Consider the following 25515-nt stretch of genomic DNA (forward strand, 5'->3'; position numbering starts at 1 on the left):
CACCTCACATGTAGGGGTGGAGATTTTGATACAAGGAGCATCAAGATTTCCACCCCTTCTTTTTGCCTATAATGGCTGAAAACCGCCGATTTTCGTATATTTTTGAAAAAAGCACTGTCGCTGGCTGGGGAAATCCCGGCTGGCGGCGGTGCTTTTTTGCTTTTCGGGTGTTAATCCGGCTCTGTAACCGTTGAAACTTTAAGACAATCGTTAGAATAATGAGGTAATCGTTAAGAGTATGGGGTAATCGTTGGGATTTCCCCCTATAAATTGAGTTTCAGAATGTCCAGCTTAGTGTTTTCTAAATAGTGTCGGTACATTAAATCTGCGGGCAATAGGCGCACTTGGATGGGTTGTAAACCCAGATTTTCCAGCATAGACATTGAAACTGACCCTTTGCTGATAATCGCTGAAGCAGCGGTCGGCATTAAAAAGCAGTTTCTCACTGTACCAATCTGGTGGGCATCCACAAAAGGCTGATAGGCAAGCTGATATAGATACTGCTTTGTGATAGATTCTATCCCAGGATGACCTCGAAGCACTTTATTATATTGAAGCTGGAGGTTATAATACTTTGCGTCAAAGATGATAAACTGGTAATCCCCATGGACATCTACGATAGAGATGAGGTCAGGAATGAGTGTATCCTCCGCTCTCTTCGAAAACGGTTCGCCGCTTGGTGCAAACCCGCACCACTCCGGTTTTTCAATCAAATCAATGAGTTTCCTGTGCCGCATCTCGCGGTATTGTCCCGCCAACTGGACAGGCAGACGCAGACCGCCAATTGGCCTCTGCAACTGGTTGTCCAACACTTCGGCGCAGACTTTTTCCCATACCAGGTTGAAACTGTTCGTGCCGAACATACTGAAGCAATCCAAATCATCCAAGGCGCTGCTGTTGGCTATGTAGGCATACAGGGTTTTTAGCAGAAGCTGTTTGCGGGTGTTAAACTGGATGTTGAGTTCCTTGGTGATTCGCTCAAGAATGTACTCCTTGTCACCAAAGTCCTCAATCTGTTCATCGGAAATATCAACGCCCATAATGTCAAACAGGTCTAACAAATCGGCGTCTCTTAGTTCCATACTGCATTTTGTGAGGATACACTCATGCAGTCGCTTAAAATAATCAAAATCATCGTTTACGCGCTTCATCGTCAACAATTCCGGGTAATATGGCCGGTTATTGCTAAGAAGGGTAAATGTCTCGTTGATGGTTTTATCCCAAAGAATATCCCCAGCACCATTCGATTCGATGATATCCTGTGTGTTTGTATAGGCACCGTATTCGAAATAGTCCTGAAGGAGGAACAGCATGACCGCAAGCATATTAAACGCGCTGCTGTCGCTCGTATCATTATACATCCGAATGATCTGCTCTTTGGAATTGTACTTTTCCAGCACCTTAAGCACCTGTTTTAGCTCTGGCGTGGGCGCAGTAGCATCGAGCAGGTATTTTGGAAAGCATTTTAGTACCCGGCCCTCTATCGTGATAACCCCTACGAAGGTAAATACATACAGGTACTCGTTTTCGCCAACCTCAACATCTGCTATTTCAATGTCCTCGTCTATCAGCTCGGTAAGGTCTTTTTGTGTGTCATTTGCTTTTACAGCCTTGAGAACGCCATACTCTTTGAGCCGCTTCAGAATATGGACAGTCCTTTCCTCGGAGCATTGGAACTGATCCACCAGTTCATTTTGCGTATATCGCTTTTGTTCTCGCAGAAAAACTGAAATCATACCCCTTCATCCTCTGGCACACCGTCAATAAACTGGCTACTGATCCCATCGCAGAAAATGTACACACCTTTGGTGTCAAATTCTCTGCAGATTTTCGAATACTGATTTCTCGATTTCTCGTCGCAGCCGCCAAATAGACTGAGACGCTTCTGTTTTGCGGCGTCATCAAACAGGTACATAATGACCTTGTTTTTAAATATGCGGGCAAAGGTTTCGGCGTCAATTGTATCGCCATCTGGCAGGCTTTTCTTGGAAATGAAATACGGACCCATCAGTTTATCTTCGTTAACCTTATAGGTCAGAAGCTCACTGTTGATGGCTTTACGGAGCGCATTCCATTCAACGATGCGGCGATATTCGCCTTGACCAAGAATTACCTTCCTACCGGCAATCCCGGCTTCGCTGTCATCGATCCCCAAATAGGTGAAATCCCATCTGCGTTTAAATGCCGTGTCCATCGGAAAAACGCCTTGGTCTGCGCTGTTCATCGTTGCCCATATAAACATATTGTCCGGGATGCGAATTTCCGAATAATCGTCCGGCGCACCGCCGAGCTTCTCTGCCAAATGCTTTTTGATGTCCTCGGATGCCTGAATCGGATATTCGCTAACCTCATCCTCACCACGGTCAAGAAGCTGGAACACATCGCCAAACACAGCGGCCACATTGGCACGGTTAATCTCTTCAATGATGAGGAGGAAAGGCTTAGGCTCGGCCGTTCTGCTGTTCTGAAGCGCTTTCACATAGGTACGCATGAACGGTCCTGGGACATACGCATAAGTGATGGCGTCCTTGCCGTCGCTGTCTTTGCACGGCACAGGCTTATATGTACCAACGAAATTTGCATACGAATAGTCTGGATGGAAGGTTACACGCTCATATTCGCCGCCTGCAGCAAGGAGGGCATCTTTATCACAATTAAGGGTAAAGCTCTTACCAGTACCAGGTGCGCCAAAGAGAATGCGGTTATGCGGCTGGTCACTAACAAGCCCTGTCTTAAAATTGACTGGACAGGACTCCACTGTAATAGGATGTTCTCGTAAAAAACGATTGTATAACTCGAGTCCGGCTGAAAGCGCTCCATTGCCTCGCGCCTGGTTGAAGGCTTCATATCCTTCAGAAGCCTTTATACTGTCATAGACCCTGCTGAACGAATCGGTATCTCTAATTTCAAATATGGATGTGCATGGTGCAATAGCGCCAGCAAATGAAGCCCCTACAGCCTTTAGCGCACTGATATACTGATTTCTTGTGTTTTCTGAGTATAGCTCGCCGTTTGCTTTTGTAACGCAAGATAGCCACTCCTTAAACGCACTCTCAAGGTCTCTTTCTCCATCCGCCATCCTGTTCTCATGCATTATCATCACTTCTTGCAGAATCGGGAGTGGGTCCATAATACCAGAATAGCTTTCTGGGTATTCTTGAGGCAATAGCATCATTAGGGATTTGGTTGCCTCACTGCACTCCTCGTATTGGAATGCTCTCCTACCGAGATATGTATCTGCAAATTGTCCGATTATAGCGGCTATCCGCTCATCAAATGCATCTAAATGGTTGGATAACTCAATAATGTCAGCTATTCTCTTATCAAAATTTAGCTTAAAGTAGCGGCCCGTTCTATCGGTTGAGTCTTTGCTTTCACCACCACAAAACACGCAGTCTTTAACAGTAAACAAAACTTCATTTGGGTTGTCGGCGTTGGGACAACATTCAAGCCACATAGACTGGAGCCAAAAGTTATTTGCGCTCAAAATGGACCACTGTAAATTATTGGGCATTTTTACCCCACAAGTAGGTGGTAGCATCATAAACGAGGACATCACTTTACTTGGTGATACACGGCCTGTACCAACGCCCAGTTTCATCGATGTAGAGCCGTTCCCGCGCGGCTTAACTTCATATTTCGCTTTATCATCGTTCAATATGATGCAAAGATCTTCTCCAGATTGGGAGCGAAAAACATACCTAAAAAGAGCAGTTTTCCCATCCAAAGATTCTGGAGAAACCAGTTGTCCACTTTCGTCGTAAAACCTGCCTGCTAAAAAGGCCTGCCCACCACCACTGTTCGAATTATATATGAAATGAAAATCAGCATCGTGACCAGAATATGTTGAATACTCTGCTATTTCCTCAAAATATGGCATAGTCACACCTCACTTTGATTAAAATTAGAAGAATACTGGATAATGCATTTTGCCACATATTTTGCAAGTGCAGGTGGAACAGCATTTCCTATCGCAAGCTCCACATCTGTTTTTGCGCCAGGCAATGAAAAGCTATCCGGGAAAGTTTGAATATATCCTCGTTCTCGTGTTGTCAGTGGCCGCACACCCTCATGTATATCGGCCTTATCCGCATGATGTCGCTTGTAGTTTTCAGGAATCGGCCTGTTAATGCCTCGAATCGTTGCCGCTGGTTCGTCTACTGAGAAAACTGCACGCCTGTTATAACTTCTTGGATGCATATAGTAAAACTCTGTATCTAAAGCATCGCCAAGGTAATCCCGCACAGACATTTGCCTTGTTGACAAATTAGAAACTAACGCATCATCGAGAAACCCATCTGTCTCACCAAGCTTACCAATCAAAAAGAACCTATGTCGTTTTTGCGGCACACCACAACGACTTGCGTCTAAAACTCGTGATGTTAATCCATATCCCGCTGTTGATAGTATGTGCTTTAATTGCGCCACGGTAGAAAAACGCTCAATATTATAAACATTTTCGAACACTACCCACATGGGCTTAGCTTCCGCAACGATCTCACCAAATCGTATGGTAAGATTTGCTCGCTTTCCTAATTCCCGTTTGCCAGCTATAGAGTAGTCTTGGCATGGGGGGCCTCCCATTATGAGGTCTGGACACATTTTTACAATCTGCTGGGCTACACTGTCATCCGCCAAATCCCTTTTATAAATGGGATGAGAAAAATTGCTCTCATATATTTTTATCGCAGCATCCCAGTTATCATAAGCTGCAATAACATCAAAACCAGCCTGTTCAAATCCCAATGACATACCACCGCAGCCAGCAAACAAGTCAATCGCTTTCATATCATTTGCTACCTTCTATTCCCATAATATATCTCATCAAAGCTGCCCCCACAAATTTAGCCAAATTCACAGGAACGGCATTTCCAATCATTGAATTGATGTCGGACTTGCCACCTATGAACTGAAAGCTCTCTGGGAAAGTTTGAATGTAGCTTCTTTCTTTCGGCGTAAGGCAACGCACCTGTGTTACCGGGACTGGATCATTCGGATGCCCTTTATAGCCGTTTGGTATGGGTCGGTCTACTGCACGTATTGTCATAGATGGTTCATGAACGCTAAAAACGCCTCTACGGTTATAGTTCGTTGGAACCCTGAAGTAATAATCAATTCCAAGTGAATCCCCAAGATAATCGTGAATACTCATGGGCTTTTGTGCCAGATTAAGGCGAAGCTCTCCGTCCAAAAAGCCATCGGCAGCGCCGAGCATACCTACCACAAACATTCTTTTACGGGTTTGCGGCACACCACAATAAGCTGCGTCCAGAACCATTTGTGTCAGCCCATATCCAGCTTTACGGAAATGCGAAAGGGCCTTGTTAAAAGAGTTCGTATTGCGGATTGCCGCAACATTTTCCATAACAAAGTATTTTGGTCTAATTTCACTTACAATTTGAGAGTAGCAAATCGATAGAATGGCTCTCCCACGGCTTTCATCTTGAAAGCCTGCCGTTGAAAAGTCTTGGCAAGGAGGCCCCCCGATAATTAAATCGGGGACGAACTTTGACACAACCTTTACGGCTCCATCTACATCTGATAGGTCCTGTTCAATAGCAGAATGTTCGAAGTTCATTTCATATACACGAAGTGCCGCTTTCCAGTTGTCAATTCCCGAAACGACATTAAATCCGGCTTTTTCAAAGCCCAGTGACATTCCGCCGCATCCGCAAAACAAATCAACACATCTTATGTTAACTGTCATTAAGCATATATCCTTTCATGGGGGCTGGGCAAGGAGGCTATTCTAACTGATTGCGCTTTCTCCACTTTTTACCCACTCTTCCAGCTCAGACCTTTTAAATTTCCACTGCTTTCCAATTTTGTGGGCTGGAACACTCTTATCCTTTACCCACTTTCGCAAAGTAACTGGCTTGATATTAAGGAATAGCGCAGCATCTTCAATGCCAATATAATTTTCGTTTGGTGAATTAGACATACTTATGCACCTCGTCCTCGTTTGGCCACATTATGTATTTTATCATATCATATATTTGCACACATTTCAATCTATTTCTTTACTTTTGCGCTATTTGATTGTATTTGAGATATTTCTCTTTAAACTCATCCTCTTGGAACGCTATTAATTAACAAATTGAGAACCTCTGGGCCAAAAGACAGTCATATGAGAGCTATGCAAATCTGTTTCTTTCGAGCATACTCGACCGTGTTCCTCGTACCCCCAGGTCCTCCATTGTAGACCGCAATGATCCGCGCTGAATGATCCACCATCCACTCATTTCTCATCTGAAAACATTCCCGGCTGTATTCGGGGCAGATGAAGCGCACCAGGTCGGCACGCTCCAAGACCCGCCGATACCGCTCCTGCCAGTTCTGGCTCCAGCGGGCTTCAAATCCTTGATAGGGGCTGGCACAGATTAGCCGGATTGCCGCACCTTCATCACGGAGAGCCAACACGATCTCCGCTGCCCAAAGGTCCACACCTCTCGCCATTCCAGAAATAAATGTTTGAAATCCGTCAGCAATTGCTGTGCGGATTTCTTTTTTTAGTGCCTCTACGACCACCGCCTCCGGCTGTTCCAGCTTTTCCGGCCTGTGTCCAGTGAAGCAGCACCGATGTTGCCGCAGTTCTCGCTCCGTCATTTTACCGCTCTCCCGTGATGGTTGATACAGTTTAATATAACGGTATTAGCCATACAAGTCAACTGTATAAAACCATTTAAGTGAACGGTAAAATATTGACCAGAGGGAGGCGGCATTATGGACACACATTCCAAGCTGCGGCAGTTAATGGCGGAGCGGGGTTGGACTGCTTATCGGCTGGCGAAAGAGAGCGGCCTCTCCGAGTCCACGCTGGCGAACATTTTTAAGCGGAACACCGTTCCCTCCATCTCAACTCTGGAGTCCGTATGTTCCGCCTTTGGCATCTCCTTGGCCCAGTTCTTCGCCGAGAGCGAGATGGTGGAATTGACCCCCGAACTGAAGGAACTGTTTGACAATTGGGTGTCGCTTACCCCGGAGCAGAAACAGGCGGCGTTGCAGATGATCCGAGCTATGAATGCAAAGTAAAAAACTGAAAATTCGCCAGAGCTTTTGCCTTTTTCTGTAAAACTGAGCTGCACCGTTATTGATATCCTTGTTATTGTACTGCTTGTGGTGTAAAATGGTTTTATAAACAGGATGGTTGGAGGTGTTCTCTGTGGCGGAAGTCAGGTCAATTTTTTCATATGTGGATAAGAAATGCTATAACGGCCTGTACAACGTCGCGGCTGAGTATATCGCCAAGCATTGGGAGACTATGGACTTGGAATCCCAACGTGTGCCGGATATCCAGACTGCGGAGTTGGCGGATGCCTGGGTGCGTAGAGTGTATGTTTCCGACCTTCCCGGTGACCGCATCGCTTTCGATGTAGGACTGGAGGTTCAAATTGCGGTATCTTCCGCAGACCATCACAATGACTTCAGCGACGAGCTTACCGAGTGGCTCCGCATTTCCTGCGCGGGTGATCTGGCGCAAGGGTTGAATGACTGGACAATCACCAATACCTGCATTTACCGCAAACAGAATTTCCCCGAAAACTCCATGTCCGATGCCTTGGTTCCAGACATTCGAAATGATAAGATGGATGATGCCGCCACAGCCTTTCTAAAAGAGTATTACCCGGAAGCTCTCCGAATCACAAAGCCAAAAGAACCCCCGGTCTATGTTGATCCAATGGTCCTGGCAAAAAGGCTGGGCCTACAGGTCGAAACCCGCTCCATCCGAGCGGACGGTACCGTTTTTGACCAGCTTTTCTTCGATGACGCCGATACCGAGATGTACGATGGTGATCAGGATGAAATGGTTCCAGTTCACATCCCCGGCAAGACGATTATTGTTGACCCAACGATGTTTCTGCTCACCAATTATGGCTCTCCTGGCAACACCGTAATCCATGAATGCGTCCATTGGGTAAAGCACCGCAAAGTATATATGCTGGAAAAGCTATACAATGACAAGGCTCACGGAATCACCTGCGAGGTAACCGGCGGTGTCCAAGCAGACCTCTCCCGGCGAGCAACAGAGCGGATGGAGAGCCAAGCCAACCGGCTGTCCCCCCGCATCCAGATGCCGGCGGGTCCATTCAAGGCGAAAGCAAACGACTACATCTCTCGTTTTATGCGCGAGATGGGTGCCCGTCATGAGATCGAGGTCATGGAAGCCGTGATCCAGCAGTTGGCCACCGATTTCGTGGTGTCCAGGCAGTCAGTTAAAATTCGCTTAGTGGAGTTGGGTTTCGAAGCAGCGGTCGGCACCTTTACATATATCGATGACCATTATGTGAAACCCCATTCCTTCCGCAAGGGCGCAATCCGGGTAGACCAGACCTTTTCCATCAGCGCCCAGGATGCCGCTATCCAACGGCTTATAAATCCCGAACTGAAGAAGTTGACTGAGACCGGGGATTATCTGTTCATAGACAACCATTTCGTCTACAATACTCCGCTCTACGTGGAAAGCAATGCGGATGGGAACCTTGACTTGACCGCCTATGCCCGATCCCACATGGACGAATGCTGCTTGGTCTTTGATATGAAGGTCACCAGTAAAGTTGCCGGTGCCTATCACACGGTCTGCTTTTTAAATCGTGAGCCAAGTGACATTACCTTTGACATCACATTCCGCAACGGTTTTCAGAACGCTCCCCCAGAGCGCCAGATTGCTATGCGGAAAAAGCAACAGGAGGAGTGGATCGGTATCCGAAGGCAAATGACGGATGACCCGGAACAGTGTATTAAGCTCTTGCTCGACTGGCGTGGAATGAATTATACCAATCTTGGAGCAATTATCGGTCGAAATCCCAAAACCATAAGCAGAACGGTCAAAGGCGAAACAGAGCCAGATTTGAAAACCGCAGCTGGCATCTGTTTTGGACTCAATCTTCCTCCAGTCATAAGTGAGAAACTGCTAGAAGTGCTGGGCTGCCGACTGATGCCGATGAATCCAAGCCACCAATGGATTAACGAGGCCCTACACGTTAAGTACCCGGAGCCGTTTAAATCTGCACAGAGCTATCTCAAAGCGTTTGATGTAGAAATTTAAAATTTTTTTGGTAGAAAACGGACATAGCGTGTCCGGTGCCGAATCCGCCAAAGGAGGTGACGCTATGAGCTTGAGCATGATTGAGTTTATTGACCAGCGAATTTCCGGCTATTGCTCAGACCCTACACTGTATGATGTATCTCCATTTGGTCTGGCGGATTTCCGGGACTGTTTCATTATGGAACTGATCAAGGATTCCTATCACGAGACAGCGCCCCGGCAGTCCTTGCGGACACTTCGCGGAACGGATGACGATGATGCCAGGATGAGGGATAGCCGGATTACCAAGTACGCCCAGCATTATCGGACTCTTCAGTTTGAACACATCAAAAACAACATTGGGTGGGAAGAACCTGAACTGCTACCCGATGATGTACGATCCATGGAGGGACGGCTGGAAGGTTATCATTTTACCGAGATGCAATATTTTGAATTGAATACTATGGTAGATTATCCTCTTTTCAAGGCAATCGTAAGCAAGCGAATCTGCGATGTCAAGAAGATACGCAATAATACATTCCGGGAATTCATGACAGGCTATGAGAGCTTAACGCAGGATCTGCTTAAAAAGCTGGACGGTTCAGATGAAGACGTGATTTTTGCCACTATTGCCCTTTTTACGTTGGAATGGAAATATTGTGTTGAGCTTTCGTATTCTTGTGCTGTTAACTCCGAACGTACCGGAACTAAGGATGTCCCTCTCGACAGATTTGCGGCCCTATGCGCCCAGTTGGCGTTTCCGATTCCCCCGGAGTTTACAACGATACTGCACACAGAGAGCCGGTTTGTCCTCCACCGGATGTCATTGGTCCCTGTTATGTTCTCGGATTCGGATTGGGAAGAAGTCGAGGCCAAGCTGTGTGTCTACCTTATAATTCGGTACTATCTCAAACAAGAGATTATACATAAATGGTCATTGCCCGAATACTTCTGCGGCATGACTACCAGGGCGCAATGGGCCAGCTTTATCCGGGAGCACTACGATTTAAGGAAAATCTACACCCGCAAGGATTGGACTAACAGCAGGATTCGGTATGTACGGAATCTCTATCAGGCCACAAGAATGGATCAGGAAACGCCGAAACTGTAAGGACTGCCATTTTTCCGAATTTCCGTTCTTAGTAGACTGAACCCAATAGCGATACTATAGAGCCAGAGTTCACTGGGTTACACCCAGTTGACTCTGGCTCTTTTTTTGCGTTCTGGACCGGACACGGCGTGTCCGATACAGCAAATTTTTCTGTGTTACCATAGTCGCAGAGGCACAAGGAAACGAGCAACAGTCGATTCAAAGGCAACCGCTGAAGGCGCGGGTAAAGCCCAATAATACGGCAGCATATCAGGTGCCCATCGACACCCGCTTTTGTTTCCCTTGGAAAATCGTTATACATAACAAGGTCAAAACGGCACCGCCGTGGAGATAAAAATATCGAAGCCTGGATGCATACAGGCAAAGGATGCTATAGTCGCTAACTCTTCAATGAAGAGAAGGCGCATATGGCACCCTTGGTTCTGTGCATCCATTTTCGACTGCATGGGCCTGGGGCGCTGTATCGCTCCAGGCTTTTCTGCATCCTTTGCCCGCCCAGGCGGAAAGGGCATAGCTATGAAGAATCATCAGAAACAAACAGCCAAGGACATCGCCATGGTCAAGGCCACCTATCAAGATACCGCATTCAATAAGGCGGTCAGTGACGTCCCCGCCCACACGCCGGAGTTCAAGACCTATGTGGAGCAGGCCTCTGCCATCATGGACGAGCTACCTGGTAAGTTCGGAGCGACCCTGGCCTACCACATGGACAAGCTCCGCCTGACTAACGAGGCTCTGGCTGGCCTGTGCCTTATCAACGAGGACACTATCCGCAAGTATCGAAATGGCTCCAACAAATCGAAGCCCAATATCCAGACCGTTGTCGCACTGTGCGTGGGCCTCCGGCTCCCTCTGCCGTTCAGCCTCGATTTGGTACATAAGGCCGGACACACCTTTGCTGGTGAACCAAGCGACATCGCCTATCTGACGATCCTCTCCACTATGACAGGGAGCAGCATCTACGACTGCAATGCACTGCTCCGTAGCACAGGGGTTCCCCCGCTGGCGAAAGAAAAATAAAAAGTTTTCTGGCTACCGGGTTTTCAAAACCCGCCTACTCGGCCGTTGATAAAGGCCGCTTTCCGAAACTCTGACCCAGTTTGGAGCCTTGGAAAGCGGCCCATTTTCGGGTTTTCAATATCCGGGGCAAACGCCGTCTGGCAGGCTATTATTAAGCCATGAGGTGGCCACTCATACAACCACTGCCCGCCCGACCGGGTGGCGGCGGCAGCAACCATCAACCACACGGGATGCACCCGAATGACTCGAAAGGATAACTGATATGCAGCAAGTTTTCATCTGTTCCCCCTACCGTGGGGACATCGACCACAACATCAAGGTCGCCAGGGACGCTGGGCGGATCGCCGCCAAGAGCGGCTACGTCCCCGTCATCCCCCACCTGATGTATCCGCAGTTCCTCCGGGACGACCTCCCGGACGAGCGCATCCTCGGCATCCAGCTTGGGGCCGAGCTGCTGAAGGCCAGCGACATGATGTGGCTCATCGGCAGCAAGATCACCAAGGGCATGAAGTACGAGCTGGAGATCGCCAAGAAGATGCGCATTCCCATCCGCTGCTACGATGAGCAGCTCAACCGCATCACCCCGGACACGCTGTCCATCGATGACCGGGTGGATGAGGAGTTCCTCGCTGAATTGCAGGGCGCACACATCATCTGAGGAAAGGATACCACAAATGGATAAGAAAGTCTACAGCCAACTGGCTGAAGGCTTCGAGCTGCTGGCGGCTGGCTACCGCTCCCTGGCTGAACAGGGAGCGGAGACCACCCCCGCTGCAGCCCCGGAGCCGAACAAGCAAACCGAAAAGCCCATCACCATCGAGCAGGTCCGGGCCGTCATGTCCGCCAAGAGCGATGAGGGCAAAACCGCCCAGGTCAAGGCCCTGTTGATGAAGTATGACGCTGGCAAGCTGTCTGGCGTCAAGCCGGAGGACTACGCCGACCTCCTCCGAGAAGTGGAGGCGCTCTGATGCCTTCCACACACGCGAGATTTTCCCCCTCGGCTGCAAACCGCCGCCTGCACTGTCCTCCCTCCCTGATGCTGGAGGAGCAGTTCCAGGACGAGGAGAGCGCCTACGCCGCCGAGGGCACCGCTGGCCACGCGATGGCCGAACATCTCATCAAGAAGTACCTCAAGCAGCGCACCCGCCGCCCCGTGTCCGACTACTACTCGGACGAGCTGCTGGAGGCCGTGGACGAGTACGTTTCCTTCGTCCAGGGCGAGATCGAGGAGGCGCGGCGGGTCTGCAAGGACCCCGTCTTCACCGTAGAGCAGAGGGTCGATGCATCCGAGTATGTGGAGGGCTGTTTCGGCACCGCCGACATGGTCATCGTGACCGACTCCTACATCCACATCATCGACCTTAAGCTGGGCCGGGGTGTGCAGGTGGATGCCGAGCGCAACCCCCAGCTTATGATCTACGGCCTGGGTGTTCTCAGCAAGGCCGAGCTGCTCTACGACCCCAAGGTGGTGCGGCTGACCATCTTCCAGCCCCGACTCTGCCACTGCTCCACTTGGGAGATCACCCCGGAGGAGCTGAAGAAGTGGGGTGAGGAGGTTCTCCGCCCCACCGGGGCCATGGCCCTCATGGGGGCCGGGGAGTTCGCCGCTGGCTCCTGGTGCCGGTTCTGCAAGGCCCGAAACCAGTGCCGCGCCAGGGCCGAGGAGTTCCTCAAGCTGGCAGCGCTCTACAACGCCCCCGTCACGATGGGGCAGTATTACACATCCCATACTTGCTGTTATTGTTGAATTAAGTGAAAGTGATATTGAAATTACGCAAAAGAAAATATCCGATTTCTCGATGATTGACCCTATGACAGTATCGTCAACATTACGTTTGCTGGAAAAGAAAGGATTAACGCAAAGAATCCAAAGTAAAGTTGACAGTCGTGCGAATACAATCTGTAATACAGATAATGGATTATCTGTATTAAAAGAAGCGATTAAAGCAGTAGAAAGTGTTGACATTAGTTTTTTTTTTGAGACAGAAAATGATACAGAAGTATTTCAAAAATTATTGTTCCAACTGAAAAATAAAAACAATAAAAATTTGTAAAACGGACGTTCCTCTGCCCTGTCGTTATCTGTCTCTCATCTGAATTATAGTAATTTAACTGTCAATCATGCACCACCCCATGTGGGGGAAAGGGGGAATCATTTATGCCTTGCATAGAAGCATACAGAGAACACATCATGTATACGTTCAACGGCTATTGCAAGACCGTCATACGCTATGCAGCACTCAACGCATGGCGTGACAGGAGCAGACGGCGGCAAAAAGAAATATCCCTTGAATACCTCACAGAAGAAAAGTTTTACCCTTTAGGCACAACAGACAAATATTTTGAAGCACCTTATGAAGAATACCCTATAACGATATGCGGTCAGACAGTTATCCTCACCAATGGGGAGCTTGCCGCCGCCCTGTTATCTCTGCCAGAGAGAAACCGGGAAATCATTTTCCTTTACTTTTTCGGAGATTACACACAACAGGAAATCGGGAAAATGTACGGACGCTGCCGGAGTACGACCGGGTATCAAATCCGCAGGACTTTACAGCTTCTGCACAAAGAAATGGAGGTGCTTTCACATGGGGAATCCGAGCCTTTTACCCTATGAAACGATTGTCCGGGCGACCAGCGGAGAGCCGGAAGCCGTGGACGAGGTTTTACGGCATTACAGCAAGCGAATCCGAATCGCCGCCATTGAAAACGGGCATATCGACAGGGATACAGAGGACAGCATAAAATCCCGGCTTGTCGCTGCCCTGTTCAAGTTCCGTTTTGATGAACATGAAGCATAAGAAATCGCTTTCATTTTTGGGAAAACGGGTATATAATAAAGCAACGACAAATCGAAGTTTGAAAGGAGTAACAGACATGGAATTTCCTTTTTATGATTCACCCGATACTGCTACGATTATCTGTTGCCATATATTGGAGCGTCAGGCACCTATTCTATATGTATCACATGATGAAGATGACGGAATGTGGCAATTTCTATGCGGAGAAACACACGAAACAGATGAAGCAAAGTTGGTATCTTTAAAATGGGTTTTTGATTTAGATAAAGCCGCCACTTTCTTAGAGCAAGATTCTACCACAGTTTTCTGCTGAAAATGGACTTGTCGCATACCGCAAGGCTGCTCTATGGGCTGCTTCTTGACCGTTCCACCCTCTCACAGAAGAACGGCTGGCAGGACAGCGAGGGCAGGACGTATATTGTCTATCCCGTTTCGGAGATAACGGAAATGCTGGATAAAGGCAGCACCGCCATAAAAAGCGCACTGAACGAGCTGGACGCTGCCGGGCTTCTGGTGAGGGAACGCCGGGGCTTCTCCGCACCCAACCGCCTTTATATAAAAATACCGCAAATGCCAGTGGTACAGTTTTCCGACCATATGACAGCCATACAGCCGGAAAACCGACCCTCTGATAGCCGGAAAAGCGACCCTCATAAGGACGGAAAAGCGACCTTTGCGTTGGACGGAAAACCGACCCCTAACCAACTTACTATAAACCAACTAAAAGAGAACCAACGAAAAGGAGTGAGTGGGGAGCAGCCCGCACCCTTTGGCAGATATAAAAACCTTTTCCTCTCCGAATCCGAGTATGCGGAGCTGAAAGGGGAATACCCGGACAGGCTGGAACGGTTCATTGAGGAATTGAGCGAGTACATAGCCGCCTACGGGAAAGTGTACGCCAACCATGCCGCCGCTGTCCGTATGTGGGCAAAACGTGACAGGAAAGGCACAGGAAAGAAAGGAATCCCTGATTATTCCTACAAGGAGGGCGAGAGCCTTTATGAAATGGGAAAATCAATCCAATAAGAACATAGAAAGGTAATAAACAAAATGGAAAAAATCAAATTAGCGAAGGCATCTCGCCTGACCTCTCCAAACCCCGTTACTGTTGTCTGCACCGAAAAGCCGGATGGCAGCACCAATCTTGCTACAGTATCATGGTGGACGTACCTATCCTTTAATCCCAACATGATTGCCTTTGCAATGGCAAAAACTTCTTACAGCGGGGAGCGTGTCCGTGAAACCGGCAAGGTTATTGTAACAGTTCCCGGCGCTGAAATAGCGGACGCTGTGATGGGCTGCGGCAGCATGACCGGCAGAAATACTGATAAGGTCGGCAAATTCGGCATTGAACTTGCCAGCGTAGAGGGAAGCAAGATTCAGATTCCGGCACATAGCCGGGTGGCAATTCAGTGCCACATGAAAGAATACCATGAAACCGGCGACCACTATCTGTATATCTGCGATGTAGAGCAGGTGTACGGCAATGAAGCAGAGGAAGCGCTCTTTGCATGGAATGGCTATTCTCAGCTTCGCCCTGCAAAGTAAAGGAGAGTAGATATGGACTTTTTAGAACTGGCAGCAGACCGTTATTCTGTTCGCTCCTATTCTGATCGTCCGATTGAGCCGGAAAAAATGGAACGAATTTTGAAAGCCGGACAGCTTGCGCCTACGGCGGTGAATTTTCAGCCACAGAAAATTTATGTACTGAAAAGTCCGGAAGCCATTGGAAAAATTCGTTCCCTTACCCGGTTTGCCTATGACGCGCCGGTGGTTCTGTTGGTATGTGCAGATAAAACGAAAGTCTGGCGAAGCCCATCTGAGCACGGATATGATACCGGTGAAATGGATGCCAGCATTGTCTGCACACACATGATGCTGGAAGCATGGGCGTTAGGAATCGGTTCTGTTTGGGTGCGCGGATTTGATTCGCGGCAGGTGGCAAAGGTGTTTGACCTGCCGGAGCAGGTACAGCCGATCTGCCTGCTTCCTATCGGTTATCCGTCTGATGAATCGGTTCCTTATGAGGAATGGCACAGTACATTCCGCCCACTCAGTGAAACCGTGGAAGAACGATAAGGCGGGAAATACATTGGAAATCACAAAAGCAACGACAATGGGACAGATGCTTGATTATGACCTGGGGATTGTTGATGTTCTGGTGAAAGCCGGAATGCACTGTGTCGGATGCCCATCCTCCATCCATGAGTCGCTGAAGGAAGCCTGTCAGGTGCATGGGCTGGACGTAGACAGAGTATTATACACAAATTTAAGCATAGGCAAAATCGGCGGGCTCAAGGACGGTACAAATCAGCCCGTCGTACTATATTGATTATGAATTTTTATTATTCTTTTGCAGAATGGATGGTGGTTTAAGATCAGAAAACGAATATTGGTTGCGGACGATAATTTGGCGTTTACTTTAGCGATTCAAAATATAATGCAAAATGATTGTGTTGATGTTAGCTGTACACAGTTTGTCGAAAAAGCATTAGAAATTTTTGCAGAAAATGAATATTGTCTTGTTATCATCTCAATCCAACCGAACATAAGTCGTGATATGTCGATGCTCCGCATGATGAGGGAAAGCAAATCTGTCCCTATATTTCTGATAGACGCTATCACCCTGCATAAAGGATAAAAGGCTTTCTTCCTGTTCTCCTGTGAGGGGTACTTTCGGCTCTGTGTCGTCCTCGATCACGGTGTTTAGCTGGAAGTCAAAGGGATTTTTCCTTATACAGTCGTCCTGTATCGCTGTGTAAAAAGCAGCTTTCAGAGAACGCTTGTCATTGCTTATGGTCTTGTAGGATATTCCCTTTTCTTTCATGATGTCCTGCATGATGGTGGAGAGTGTGACTGGTAAATCGTCTGGTCTGTGGTAGCCGAGGGACATGGTTAGATTTGCCTGTGCATCAGCATCAATGAGCAGGACTTTCTTGCTCTGCTGTGCCAGACTTACGCCCAGATTGACTGCCGTGGTGGTCTTGCCGACACCGCCTGCAATCATTCGTTTTTTCATAAGCAATCGTCCTCCTTTGTGGCTCCATTATACGGAAAACCGCAGAAAACCTCAAAGGTGGGAATTTCAGCCCTAACGGGGATTTGCAGATATTCTTTTCTCGGATAGTTACTGGCAGTATCAAGGAGGAGAGGTGTGGAGAGGGGGGAAGCCGCTGCCGTGGCTATCCACCCGTGCCGCAAAAGGGCAGACCTCGCCCTCGGTGTGCGGCTATCTCTCTTGGCTTCGCTGCCGTTGCAGGTGTCGGTTGTAGAACTCCAACGCCTTGACAACAAAATCCGTTTCCTGCCCTCTGGGGACTGACCTCGGTATGAGCTTGGTTATCCGCTCGTCCTTGAAGGCGGGCTTTTCTTTCTGGTTGGGCTTTTCCTCCTGCATGATGCTCTGGATAACCTCGTCCGTGAGCTTGCCGTCCTGCATAAACTTTTTCATTTTGATAGCCTGTGCAAGTGACGGCGTGGCATCGTTATACTCCATAGCTTCAAGCAGGGTGTATTGCTGTCCCTCGGTGAGATAAGATAATTCCACCGCAGGATTAAGAGCAATCCGCCTTTCATCTACCATCATTAAAATCTCTGGTACAAGCTCGGTTAAACGAACAAAACGGAAAACCTGTCTTTCGCTATCTCCGCTTTTTTTAGCTACTTCCGAAGCACTTGACAACTTACTGCCAACTTGGCAGGAAGTTGAATCGCTTCTTTGTCCTTTCCTGCTTCCATTATATATAGAAGCGATGGGATACTCAAATGTGCCGTATCTGGTAGCAGATAAACCTATAAAATAAGCTGTTGAACTTGGAACTATCGCCTTTCAAATTAGCATGATTTTTAGCAGCTTTTTTCGGGAAATTAGCAGGAAAGGCATTTTGATTAGCAAACTCGGCAAAAATCCTGCTAATCATTAGCAAGCCGAAGCAGGATAACCGATGAACGAAAAATCCAAGTTCGATTTTTCTCTGGTATGTCTGATTAGCAAGATGGGCTTTTGCTAATCGCACTTTGCTACCTGTCCGATTTCTCTCGGAAAATAAGAAACGCCGAAAACCTTGATTTTACAGGGTTTTCGGCGGGGTTTTTGGCGTTCCCGAGGTGACTCGAACACCCGACCTACCGCTTAGGAGGCGGTCGCTCTATCCAACTGAGCTACGGAAACATTTATAAAAACTATGAAATTGTAGAACTCGCAACATTTTCCTTGTCCTCCCAAGGCGAGCGTTGGAACACTTTCTTAGGAGTGACCTCGAAACTCGGTTGTAGAGTCACTTCCTGTACCCGATAATCCCGTATTTTCAAGGCTTTTTCGCACTTTGAGTGTTAAGCTGTGTTACGGAATTACTGCTAATTTTACCCCGTTTTCGACCGTTTCATTAGATGGGAATTAGCAAGGTGGTCGGATTTAGGGAAACGGTTATATTCCCACAAGATGCCTTTATTTAATCGCTTGTACCTCGGTCTGTTACCGAGTTTTATTTATTTTACTCACTTCGCTAAATTGGAATTTGTCAATACCTATTACCATAAAGATATTTATTTGAAATTCTCTTTTGTGTTTCCAAATATTTTGTAACGTTTTCATCATAATCAGGATAATTATAACCAAGTGAATCTGCCACTTTTTTAGATATTTTTTTGAACAAACATAGACACAAATCAAACGATTTCCACATTTCTTCATACGAACTCATTGAATATGTATTTAGTAAGTTATCCCACAATTCTTTTGAAATATGCTTATCTAAAAATTTATAGTTTTTACCCAAACTGAAATTAAATCCTTTTTCAGTACCGACATACCAACTAATCATCCTAAGAAGCTCATGACGTAATACTTCATTCATATGGTCTATTGCAAATAGTATTTCACCACGAAGTAAGCCCTTGGATACATATGTTGCAACATTCCAAAATTCGTTACAACAGTCATCAAACTTTCTTTCTGTTGGACACTTAATGTAATAATCTTCATCTGTGGGAACTATTTCTGTTTTAATCATATTATCTTTATCTAACATGATTTTTACAAGTTTATCGCGAGTAAGATACTCCTCAAGCATTGAAACAGGTAACAAAGTTAAATCAATCTTTACACCATCATCAAAAAGCATTATATAAGAAAATCCTTTTTCTTCTGGAGGAAATAATTCCATATCTTCAGGTTTTTGCATCATAATTCTGTTACCAAAAACACTAAGCCAGTCATCGCTTTTCAAAAATTCTCCCATATCTATAACAAAAAAAGTAATATCATAATCTTGAAGATTGTCTTTTGGTATATTAACATTAGTGCGAGACCCCTCAAGAGTTACAATTCTAATTCTCTCATCTTGAAAAGCAAAATTCAAAACTAAATCGTATATTTCTTTTTCAGTCCTCATTTCATTCACCTCAATAAAATTATATCACAAAAAAAAGATTGATTCTAACTGTTCTTATAATTTGATAACCGCATCAAGGCAGAGCGTAAGTGCATATTCGTATGCATTACCGCCCCAGTTTCTTTCGTCGTATTTGTCAACATCTGCAAGACTGTCTGCGGTATAAAGTATCATACCCCAGGTTGCCCCTCTGAAATCAGCACAGGCCGCCAGAGCAGAACATTCCATTTCTACAACTGCACAGCCTTCACTTTTGCGATAAGCCACCTTTTCTTTGGTTTCACGGAAAAATCCATCCGTTGACCAGGTTATAACCTCCTGATATTTCATACTATGCTCAAGAATGGTTTCTTCAATTGCTTTTCTTGCCTTCTCGCTGATTTCCACAAATCGAGAAGGGGGCGCATAGTGATAAGATGTTCCCTCATCACGCAGAGCCTTGTTTGGTACGAGGAATGTACTTTCGGGGAACTTTTCCAGAGCACCGCAACTACCTGCCGAGATTACCTCTCTTACACCATAACCAATCAGCCAATCAAGTATCTGTGTGGCTGCTGCCGCACCAACGGGTGCTTGACAAAGCACAATGTCCTCACCCTTGTATTTGGTGATGTAAATGGGATAATGCTTCGTTGCACTCTCAAAAGTGGATACCTGTTTGGTATCACTTTTACTGGCATATTCATCTATGTAAGCACCAAGAAATGCGAACACACATTTCTTGGGTAAGTTCAAACCAAGATTTTCATGAGTGGGATTAAGAACTGCTGTCTGCTCTGTATCAAACTCCAAAATCGGTATTTCGTTTTTAATAATAGCCATACTATCTCTCCGTCAAATTCTTATTTAGCTAATTGATTATACCACATAAATATGAAAAATTCTACACATTAAAGCGAAAAGAAAACGGCAAGACCATTTTGTGATCTTGCCGTTCTGCTTTGTATTTAGTTTCCTACACCGAGCAGGACTTTGAACTTCTGTAAGAAGTCGGGGTTTTGAACCATATAGTTTAGCATTGCTTCTTCGGTTATGCCTTGCGGCTCTTTCTTCGGCTCTACGGTCGCTCCGTTGACCTCTGACGGGTTTTTCTTTTGGTAGAAGGTTTCTTCAAACCTTTGTGCATTGAGCCGTCTGTCCTCGTCTATGATGTGAGAATACACATCAGTAACCATCTTTACTTGTGCGTGACCGGAATCGCCCTGAACAGACTTTATATCACCGCCGTTGAGCTTCAACTTGTAGGTAATACTTGAATGTCGCAAGCTATGGAAAACTACGGGCGGTAGGTCATTGTCTTTGATTAGTTTCTGCAATGCACGGGTGATGATTTGGCTCTCCATCGGTCTGCCATTTGCATTACAGAATACGAGGTTGAAATCTTGGAACTCGTCACCGAACAGTTCCTTGTATTCTTGAATTTCCTGATAACGTTCTTTGAGCATTTCTGCCACCGTCTTAGGTAGGAATACCTTTCGGGTACTTGTCTTTGTCTTAGGCTCTTTGAGAACTAAGGCGGTGTTTGTCCTTGCAAAGAAAGCCGGAAACTTGAGTATGATGCCTTTCTCATTCAATTTCTCAAGTGCATCACGGTTTACTCGTTGCAGTTCCTTATTAACGAATATAAAAGCCGTGCCGTTTGCTATGCTTGCAGCGGAGATCTCAACACAATCCCAAGTCAATCCAAGCATTTCACCAACTCGCAAGGAACAAGAGAAAGCAAGGTTAATAGCAAGTCTTAATATATCGTCATCGCAAAGCTCAAGAGCCTTAAAGAGAGTGGGTGCATCCCATATATCACGAGCCTTGTGTTCCTCTTGTGGGAGCGTTGCATTGACACAAACGCTTTTGCCGTTTCTTCGGAATCGACCATAGCTTCGCATAAAGAATAGAAGGGATGTCCCGAACAGCAGAACTTTGTTTTGTAACCCTTAATATTCAGTTCTCGGATTAACGGAGCTATCACTTCGTCAATCTCAATATGCTCGTCGTGAAATCCGGCAATGTTCGAGTCCGCCCAAATCTCATTCGTTTTCAAATCATAGTAAGTCATTTTATCTACCTCACTCATATCGCACTTGCCCTGCGGGAGCATATAAGTCTATCGTGTCGTGCCTTCGACCTTTTTGTTTTCTGACTGAAACTGCTTTACAGTTCTTGCACTCATATTTGATTATTCCGTTTTCATTCCGGTATCCATAGTTTAGATGTCCGCAGTTCGCGCAAAACATAGGAACCGGAGTCCAAGTATCATATTTCAATTACATCACCTCATCAAATTGCTTTGTACCTTTGCTGAGGTTTTGTAAAACCAGAGTATTATGCTATTATCAAGTGGCAACTCTGCTTTTACCCTCAACAAACCACTTCCCGTTTTCTTCATCAAAGAGATAGGTTTCCTTGCCGCAAATCATCACAGTATACCGAAGTCCCGTACCGCCGACTTTAGTAGAAGCAGCTCGACAGCATTGCTTCACACGGTCGATTTCGTAAACCTCGTCATTTTCAAACTTAATGGTTTCAGGTCGGCAAGTTCCATCAATCAAATGTCTTGCTCTTACCTCCACATATACTTTTCTGCGTTCTTCCATTGCCTAATTCTCCTAACTCAACATTCCGGTCGGCATTGCGATTTCTGCCCTTTCAGGTGGCATCCTAAGATTTTGAAATAGGACACCATTTTTAATGCTGTCCTTGCCGAACCTCTGTCGGATTGTTTCAATACACAAATCGAGCTTTTCAAATTTCTCTATTCTCTCCACATTCATAAACAAATCAATCTGTCGGGGCGTGTCCTGTGGCACCAAATTGATAGCCTGAACCGTGACAGAGCGAATTGGATTTCTCCAGTCGTATCTTTTCTCAAATAAGCTGAAAGCAGCCTTTGCAATGAGCATCGGGGACTGTGTAGGCATATCCAACTTCGTTTGCCATTGCTTTGACAAAAGCGTGTTGTCCCGTATGTGAATAGCGACTCCATCCGCACACTTCTGATGGACACGGAGCTTGTGTCCGATGTCTTGGGTTAGTTCGAGGAAAACGGGCCACACCTGCTCGTTTTTCTCTAAATCTGCTACTGTGGTAATTCCGTGTCCTACGCTCTTAATTGGTGATACAAAGTCAGAGTTGTGAACAAGGGAGTGGTCATTACCGTTTGCATATTGCCAAAGAGCCACGCCATTTTTACCGAGCCGTCTTTTTAGAAAATCAGGTTCGGCATTGGCTAAATCTCCAATAGTTCGTATGCAGTAGCTATCTAATACACGCTGCGTTGCCCGACCTACACCGAGCAAATCCGCTGCGGGGAGTCCCCAAATCTTTTCCCTGAAAGTGTCCTGCGGGATTACCGTTACGGCATCAGGCTTTTTCATATCTGAGCCTAATTTGGCGAATATCTTATTGAAAGACACTCCGACAGAGATAGTCAAGCCGAGTTCAAACTTAATCATTTCCCGTATCTCGTTTGCCACCTTTTCAGGTGAACCAAAGATATGCTCTGTGCCGCTAATATCAAGCCAGCACTCGTCCATACCATACGGTTCCACTTGGTCTGTATATCGGCTATAAACATTCCGGGCAAGTTTTGAATACTTAATGTATTCTTCATAATGAGGAGGAACGACCACCAAATCTTTGCATTTTTGCTTTGCCTGCCAAACGGCATCTCCAGTTTTCACATCAAAGGCTTTTGCCGCATAGTTCTTAGCAAGGACAATGCCGTGTCGTTCTTCAACAGAACCGCAAACTGCAACCGGATATTTTCTTAAAGAAGGATCAAGCATACATTCAACGCTTGCATAAAAATTGTTCATATCACAATGCAGAATGGAACGGTTCAACTCTTTTTCGCCTCATTTCATGAAATTTTTGCAAAACCACTTGACAAACGAAATGTCGTGCTGTAATATATAGGCACGACATAAATGTCGTTTATGTGTTTTAGATTATAGCACGCCACTAATGTCGTGTCAATATGAATTTACGAAATAAATGTCGTGTTGCAAAATTTTCAGATTTTAAGACGAAGGGGTATGATTATGAAATTCAACGAGAGACTTAAAGAATTGAGAGAAAAAAGCAAATTAACGCAAGAGCAGCTCGCAAAGATTTCAGGTGTTTCCTCTCGTATGATACAGAGATATGAGTACGGAACATCTCGTCCTCGTTTAGATGCGGCAGAAAAGCTCGCAAAAGCTCTCAATGTAACTACAGATCAGCTCCTCGGAAACGGCGATATGCTTGTTGCACAAGCCGCCGAGAAATACGGCTCCAGGGGTGCAAAGCAGGCTCAGCAGCTTACCGAGGAAGTAACCGGCTTGTTTGCAGGCGGTGAAATGGCACAGGAAGATATGGATGTTATGATGAAAGCTATCCAGGACGCTTATTGGATTGCAAAAGAAAAGAATAAAAAATACACCCCAAAGAAATACCGTTCCGAGTAAGTCCGTTTTTTGTGACATATCTTTTGATAGGATTAGTGTAGGAAGGTATGAAAGGGGTGAGAATCAATGTATGTTTGTAATTCCGAAATAGTGCAAAAGGCGAATCGGATTGTTGCTCAGTGCGGCACCCGTGATCCGAAACGCATTGCAAGGGAACTCGGAATTGAGGTAATGTATTTGCCGTTTTCCAAACAGCGAGGAGCATATAAGGTTATCATGCGAAATCGCTTTATGTTCATCAAAGACAATCTGCATCCGGTTATGGAGAATATTGTCCTGTTGCACGAACTTGGACACGACACGCTGCACAGAGAAGAAGCCACCCGGACAGGCGGCTTTGAAGAATTTAACATCTTTGAAATGCAGGACAACCGTATGGAATATGAAGCAAACATTTTTGCTTCTCAAGTTGCTTTATCCGATGATGATTTTCTTGAGCTGGCTGAGCGAGGTTACGATACTCAGCAAATAGCAAGAACCTTGAACTCGGATATAAACCTTGTGGCTTTGAAAGCGGATACGCTCATATCACAAGGATATAGGCTCAGACCGCAAGAACACTGTAATGACTTTCTCAAATACAATAGATAAGACCGCCTGCTCAAAAAGAGTAGACGGTCTTATTATCGATTCACATATAACATAGTTTGTTATCGATTGATTGTGATATATTCTTTTACTTCGCAAGCATATTCTGTTTTAATATCATCCAAACTAAGAAGATTTTGAGACGGCATATTGTCTAGTATTATTATATCAAGAATTTGAAATCTCAATTCAATTACATATTTAATGTTTGCCAATAATGTTTTATTAAATTGATCAACAAGAGCAGAAGAATTCTCATCATCATATAAATCAGAAAGATTTTCGTCAATTAGAGATGTGATTCCAGTTATATTCTCTTTTGCATCTTCTTCATTAGAATCTGTAATTATCGTATCATCCTGTAATGTTTCCAAAGAAGTAAGTAAAGCAGAAACAACCCAGTTGACTTCATTTACTTTTTCTTTTAGCTGTGACGCTTGCTCGTTCAAATTATCTGATGACAATATTCTTAATATATCATTCGTATCTTGTTTGAAATAATAGTAAAGCGAATAGATTACATCGGTATATTCGTAATTTTCAGAATTGTTTGATTCATTTTTTATGCTACAAGCGCACAATGAATGCTCATGTACGGTAAGGAAGCAAGCAACCGAAAACAAGAGATAGACCGCCAGCACTACACTATTCCGAACCAAAGACCAAAAGATAAGCATTGTGGGAAAATCTAAACTTTTGGATTTTCCTACAATGCCAACTACGGCGGAATCCCTCCCACTCCTTATATCTTTCTGTATACATTGAATTTGTATTTAGTAAAATGCAGACAACACCACGGATCGGCTTTTGGTTGGACAATTCCAACCAAACACCACAGCAGACAGCAGAAAACATTCTGAACGCTAGGAAGCCGGTATGATTGTTACATATAAGGGGAAGAAAAATTTCTTTTAGGTACTTGCTTTCCTAAAACTGATGTGATACAATGATTTAATCCAGAAAAGGAGTAAAAAATATGCGGCAAGGTATTCTTAAATAAAACTATAATCAAATAGTGGGAACAAAGGATTATGATAGCTCCTTTTGTAGGGGCTTAGTTTTTTGTACCCAATTTAAGAATACTTTTGCCTTATCAATTTTGACATATCCCCAAAAACAGCAATCACAAACAGGT

30 protein-coding genes, 1 tRNA gene and 1 pseudogene are annotated in these 25515 nt (G+C 45.7%); 17 read left to right on the forward strand and 15 right to left on the reverse strand.

What is annotated here, in order from left to right:
* Positions 1-263: 263 nt before the first annotated feature.
* The 6 genes from D1841_RS06750 to D1841_RS06775 all read right to left on the reverse strand — a co-directional run bounded on the left by D1841_RS06750 (position 264) and on the right by D1841_RS06775 (position 6606).
* Complete coding sequence (locus tag D1841_RS06750; protein ID WP_160642484.1) at positions 264-1736, reverse strand: LlaJI family restriction endonuclease; 1473 nt, start codon at positions 1734-1736, stop codon at positions 264-266.
* Positions 1733-3880, reverse strand: coding sequence for an McrB family protein (locus tag D1841_RS06755; RefSeq protein WP_160642485.1), 2148 nt, complete (start codon positions 3878-3880; stop codon positions 1733-1735). Before D1841_RS06755 ends, D1841_RS06750 begins: the two co-directional genes overlap by 4 nt.
* A 2-nt stretch (positions 3881-3882) precedes the next feature.
* The gene (locus tag D1841_RS06760; RefSeq protein WP_160642486.1) at positions 3883-4788 is read right to left on the reverse strand and encodes a DNA cytosine methyltransferase; all 906 of its coding nucleotides are present in this window, start codon (positions 4786-4788) and stop codon (positions 3883-3885) included.
* A gap of 1 nt (position 4789) precedes the next feature.
* Positions 4790-5707 (reverse strand): DNA cytosine methyltransferase, encoded by a 918-nt coding sequence (locus tag D1841_RS06765; RefSeq protein WP_160642487.1) that lies wholly within the window; start codon positions 5705-5707, stop codon positions 4790-4792.
* Between the two features lie 42 nt (positions 5708-5749).
* Positions 5750-5941, reverse strand: coding sequence for a helix-turn-helix domain-containing protein (locus D1841_RS06770; protein ID WP_160642488.1), 192 nt, complete (start codon positions 5939-5941; stop codon positions 5750-5752).
* 182 nt (positions 5942-6123) lie between these two features.
* The gene (locus tag D1841_RS06775) at positions 6124-6606 is read right to left on the reverse strand and encodes an SLOG family protein (RefSeq protein WP_160642489.1); all 483 of its coding nucleotides are present in this window, start codon (positions 6604-6606) and stop codon (positions 6124-6126) included.
* A gap of 117 nt (positions 6607-6723) precedes the next feature.
* Here D1841_RS06775 and D1841_RS06780 point away from each other — a divergent pair, with 117 nt between their 5' ends.
* From D1841_RS06780 to D1841_RS06850, 15 genes are all read left to right on the forward strand, one after another.
* Complete coding sequence (locus tag D1841_RS06780; protein ID WP_201751241.1) at positions 6724-7032, forward strand: helix-turn-helix transcriptional regulator; 309 nt, start codon at positions 6724-6726, stop codon at positions 7030-7032.
* 130 nt (positions 7033-7162) lie between these two features.
* The gene (locus D1841_RS19045) at positions 7163-9046 is read left to right on the forward strand and encodes a hypothetical protein (RefSeq protein WP_347563959.1); all 1884 of its coding nucleotides are present in this window, start codon (positions 7163-7165) and stop codon (positions 9044-9046) included.
* 64 nt (positions 9047-9110) lie between these two features.
* Positions 9111-10136, forward strand: coding sequence for a hypothetical protein (locus tag D1841_RS06790; RefSeq protein WP_160642490.1), 1026 nt, complete (start codon positions 9111-9113; stop codon positions 10134-10136).
* Between the two features lie 390 nt (positions 10137-10526).
* Positions 10527-11156: a helix-turn-helix domain-containing protein gene (locus D1841_RS06795; protein WP_160642491.1), complete on the forward strand. Its 630-nt coding sequence runs from the start codon at positions 10527-10529 to the stop codon at positions 11154-11156.
* Positions 11157-11418: 262 nt separating this feature from the next.
* The gene (locus D1841_RS06800; RefSeq protein ID WP_160239167.1) at positions 11419-11814 is read left to right on the forward strand and encodes a DUF4406 domain-containing protein; all 396 of its coding nucleotides are present in this window, start codon (positions 11419-11421) and stop codon (positions 11812-11814) included.
* Between the two features lie 16 nt (positions 11815-11830).
* Positions 11831-12124 carry a hypothetical protein gene (locus D1841_RS06805; protein ID WP_161879930.1) on the forward strand — a complete coding sequence of 98 codons (294 nt, stop codon included), beginning with the start codon at positions 11831-11833 and terminating at the stop codon, positions 12122-12124.
* Complete coding sequence (locus tag D1841_RS06810; protein WP_161879931.1) at positions 12124-12903, forward strand: DUF2800 domain-containing protein; 780 nt, start codon at positions 12124-12126, stop codon at positions 12901-12903. Before D1841_RS06805 ends, D1841_RS06810 begins: the two co-directional genes overlap by 1 nt.
* 22 nt (positions 12904-12925) lie before the next feature.
* Positions 12926-13210 carry a MarR family winged helix-turn-helix transcriptional regulator gene (locus D1841_RS19770; RefSeq protein ID WP_347563960.1) on the forward strand — a complete coding sequence of 95 codons (285 nt, stop codon included), beginning with the start codon at positions 12926-12928 and terminating at the stop codon, positions 13208-13210.
* 104 nt (positions 13211-13314) lie between these two features.
* The gene (locus D1841_RS06820) at positions 13315-13773 is read left to right on the forward strand and encodes an RNA polymerase sigma factor (protein WP_160642497.1); all 459 of its coding nucleotides are present in this window, start codon (positions 13315-13317) and stop codon (positions 13771-13773) included.
* Positions 13745-13957 carry a helix-turn-helix domain-containing protein gene (locus tag D1841_RS06825; protein ID WP_160642498.1) on the forward strand — a complete coding sequence of 71 codons (213 nt, stop codon included), beginning with the start codon at positions 13745-13747 and terminating at the stop codon, positions 13955-13957. The genes D1841_RS06820 and D1841_RS06825 overlap by 29 nt, the downstream gene beginning before the upstream one ends.
* A gap of 76 nt (positions 13958-14033) precedes the next feature.
* Positions 14034-14270 (forward strand): hypothetical protein, encoded by a 237-nt coding sequence (locus D1841_RS06830; protein ID WP_160642499.1) that lies wholly within the window; start codon positions 14034-14036, stop codon positions 14268-14270.
* Positions 14271-14272: 2 nt separating this feature from the next.
* A complete protein-coding gene (locus D1841_RS06835; protein WP_160642500.1) occupies positions 14273-14983 on the forward strand; it encodes a replication initiator protein A in 711 nt (236 codons plus the stop codon).
* Between the two features lie 24 nt (positions 14984-15007).
* Positions 15008-15505: a flavin reductase family protein gene (locus D1841_RS06840; protein ID WP_160642501.1), complete on the forward strand. Its 498-nt coding sequence runs from the start codon at positions 15008-15010 to the stop codon at positions 15503-15505.
* A 12-nt stretch (positions 15506-15517) separates the two neighbouring features.
* The gene (locus D1841_RS06845) at positions 15518-16036 is read left to right on the forward strand and encodes a nitroreductase family protein (protein ID WP_160642502.1); all 519 of its coding nucleotides are present in this window, start codon (positions 15518-15520) and stop codon (positions 16034-16036) included.
* Between the two features lie 13 nt (positions 16037-16049).
* Positions 16050-16289 carry a DUF1858 domain-containing protein gene (locus D1841_RS06850; protein WP_201751242.1) on the forward strand — a complete coding sequence of 80 codons (240 nt, stop codon included), beginning with the start codon at positions 16050-16052 and terminating at the stop codon, positions 16287-16289.
* A gap of 201 nt (positions 16290-16490) precedes the next feature.
* On the opposite strand, the gene D1841_RS19610 is transcribed toward D1841_RS06850, so the two are convergent.
* From D1841_RS19610 to D1841_RS06890, 8 genes and pseudogenes are all read right to left on the reverse strand, one after another.
* The gene (locus tag D1841_RS19610) at positions 16491-16976 is read right to left on the reverse strand and encodes an AAA family ATPase (protein ID WP_371721546.1); all 486 of its coding nucleotides are present in this window, start codon (positions 16974-16976) and stop codon (positions 16491-16493) included.
* A gap of 210 nt (positions 16977-17186) precedes the next feature.
* Positions 17187-17543: a hypothetical protein gene (locus tag D1841_RS06860; protein WP_237076231.1), complete on the reverse strand. Its 357-nt coding sequence runs from the start codon at positions 17541-17543 to the stop codon at positions 17187-17189.
* Positions 17544-18051: 508 nt separating this feature from the next.
* A tRNA-Arg gene (locus tag D1841_RS06865) sits at positions 18052-18128 on the reverse strand.
* A gap of 349 nt (positions 18129-18477) precedes the next feature.
* On the reverse strand, positions 18478-19350 hold the full coding sequence (gene ant(6), locus D1841_RS06870) for an aminoglycoside 6-adenylyltransferase (protein WP_002582178.1): 873 nt from the start codon (positions 19348-19350) through the stop codon (positions 18478-18480).
* 54 nt (positions 19351-19404) lie between these two features.
* Positions 19405-20172: a nucleoside phosphorylase gene (locus tag D1841_RS06875; RefSeq protein WP_002582179.1), complete on the reverse strand. Its 768-nt coding sequence runs from the start codon at positions 20170-20172 to the stop codon at positions 19405-19407.
* Between the two features lie 125 nt (positions 20173-20297).
* Positions 20298-21218 (reverse strand): annotated as a pseudogene (locus D1841_RS06880) (site-specific integrase); the annotation flags it as partial.
* 462 nt (positions 21219-21680) lie between these two features.
* Complete coding sequence (locus tag D1841_RS06885) at positions 21681-21941, reverse strand: hypothetical protein (RefSeq protein WP_131779396.1); 261 nt, start codon at positions 21939-21941, stop codon at positions 21681-21683.
* A gap of 12 nt (positions 21942-21953) precedes the next feature.
* On the reverse strand, positions 21954-23189 hold the full coding sequence (locus D1841_RS06890; RefSeq protein WP_160642505.1) for a DNA polymerase IV: 1236 nt from the start codon (positions 23187-23189) through the stop codon (positions 21954-21956).
* Positions 23190-23387: 198 nt separating this feature from the next.
* Between D1841_RS06890 and D1841_RS06895 the strand changes: the two genes are divergently transcribed.
* Both D1841_RS06895 and D1841_RS06900 read left to right on the forward strand, forming a co-directional pair.
* Positions 23388-23792: a helix-turn-helix domain-containing protein gene (locus D1841_RS06895; RefSeq protein WP_022294552.1), complete on the forward strand. Its 405-nt coding sequence runs from the start codon at positions 23388-23390 to the stop codon at positions 23790-23792.
* Positions 23793-23858: 66 nt separating this feature from the next.
* Positions 23859-24383, forward strand: a complete 525-nt coding sequence (locus tag D1841_RS06900; RefSeq protein WP_160642506.1) for an ImmA/IrrE family metallo-endopeptidase — start codon at positions 23859-23861, stop codon at positions 24381-24383.
* A gap of 59 nt (positions 24384-24442) precedes the next feature.
* On the opposite strand, the gene D1841_RS06905 is transcribed toward D1841_RS06900, so the two are convergent.
* The gene (locus tag D1841_RS06905; protein WP_166554237.1) at positions 24443-25021 is read right to left on the reverse strand and encodes a hypothetical protein; all 579 of its coding nucleotides are present in this window, start codon (positions 25019-25021) and stop codon (positions 24443-24445) included.
* Positions 25022-25515 lie beyond the last annotated feature (494 nt).

The sequence above is a fragment of the Neglectibacter sp. X4 genome, from assembly GCF_009917365.1.
GTDB lineage: Bacteria > Bacillota > Clostridia > Oscillospirales > Acutalibacteraceae > Acutalibacter.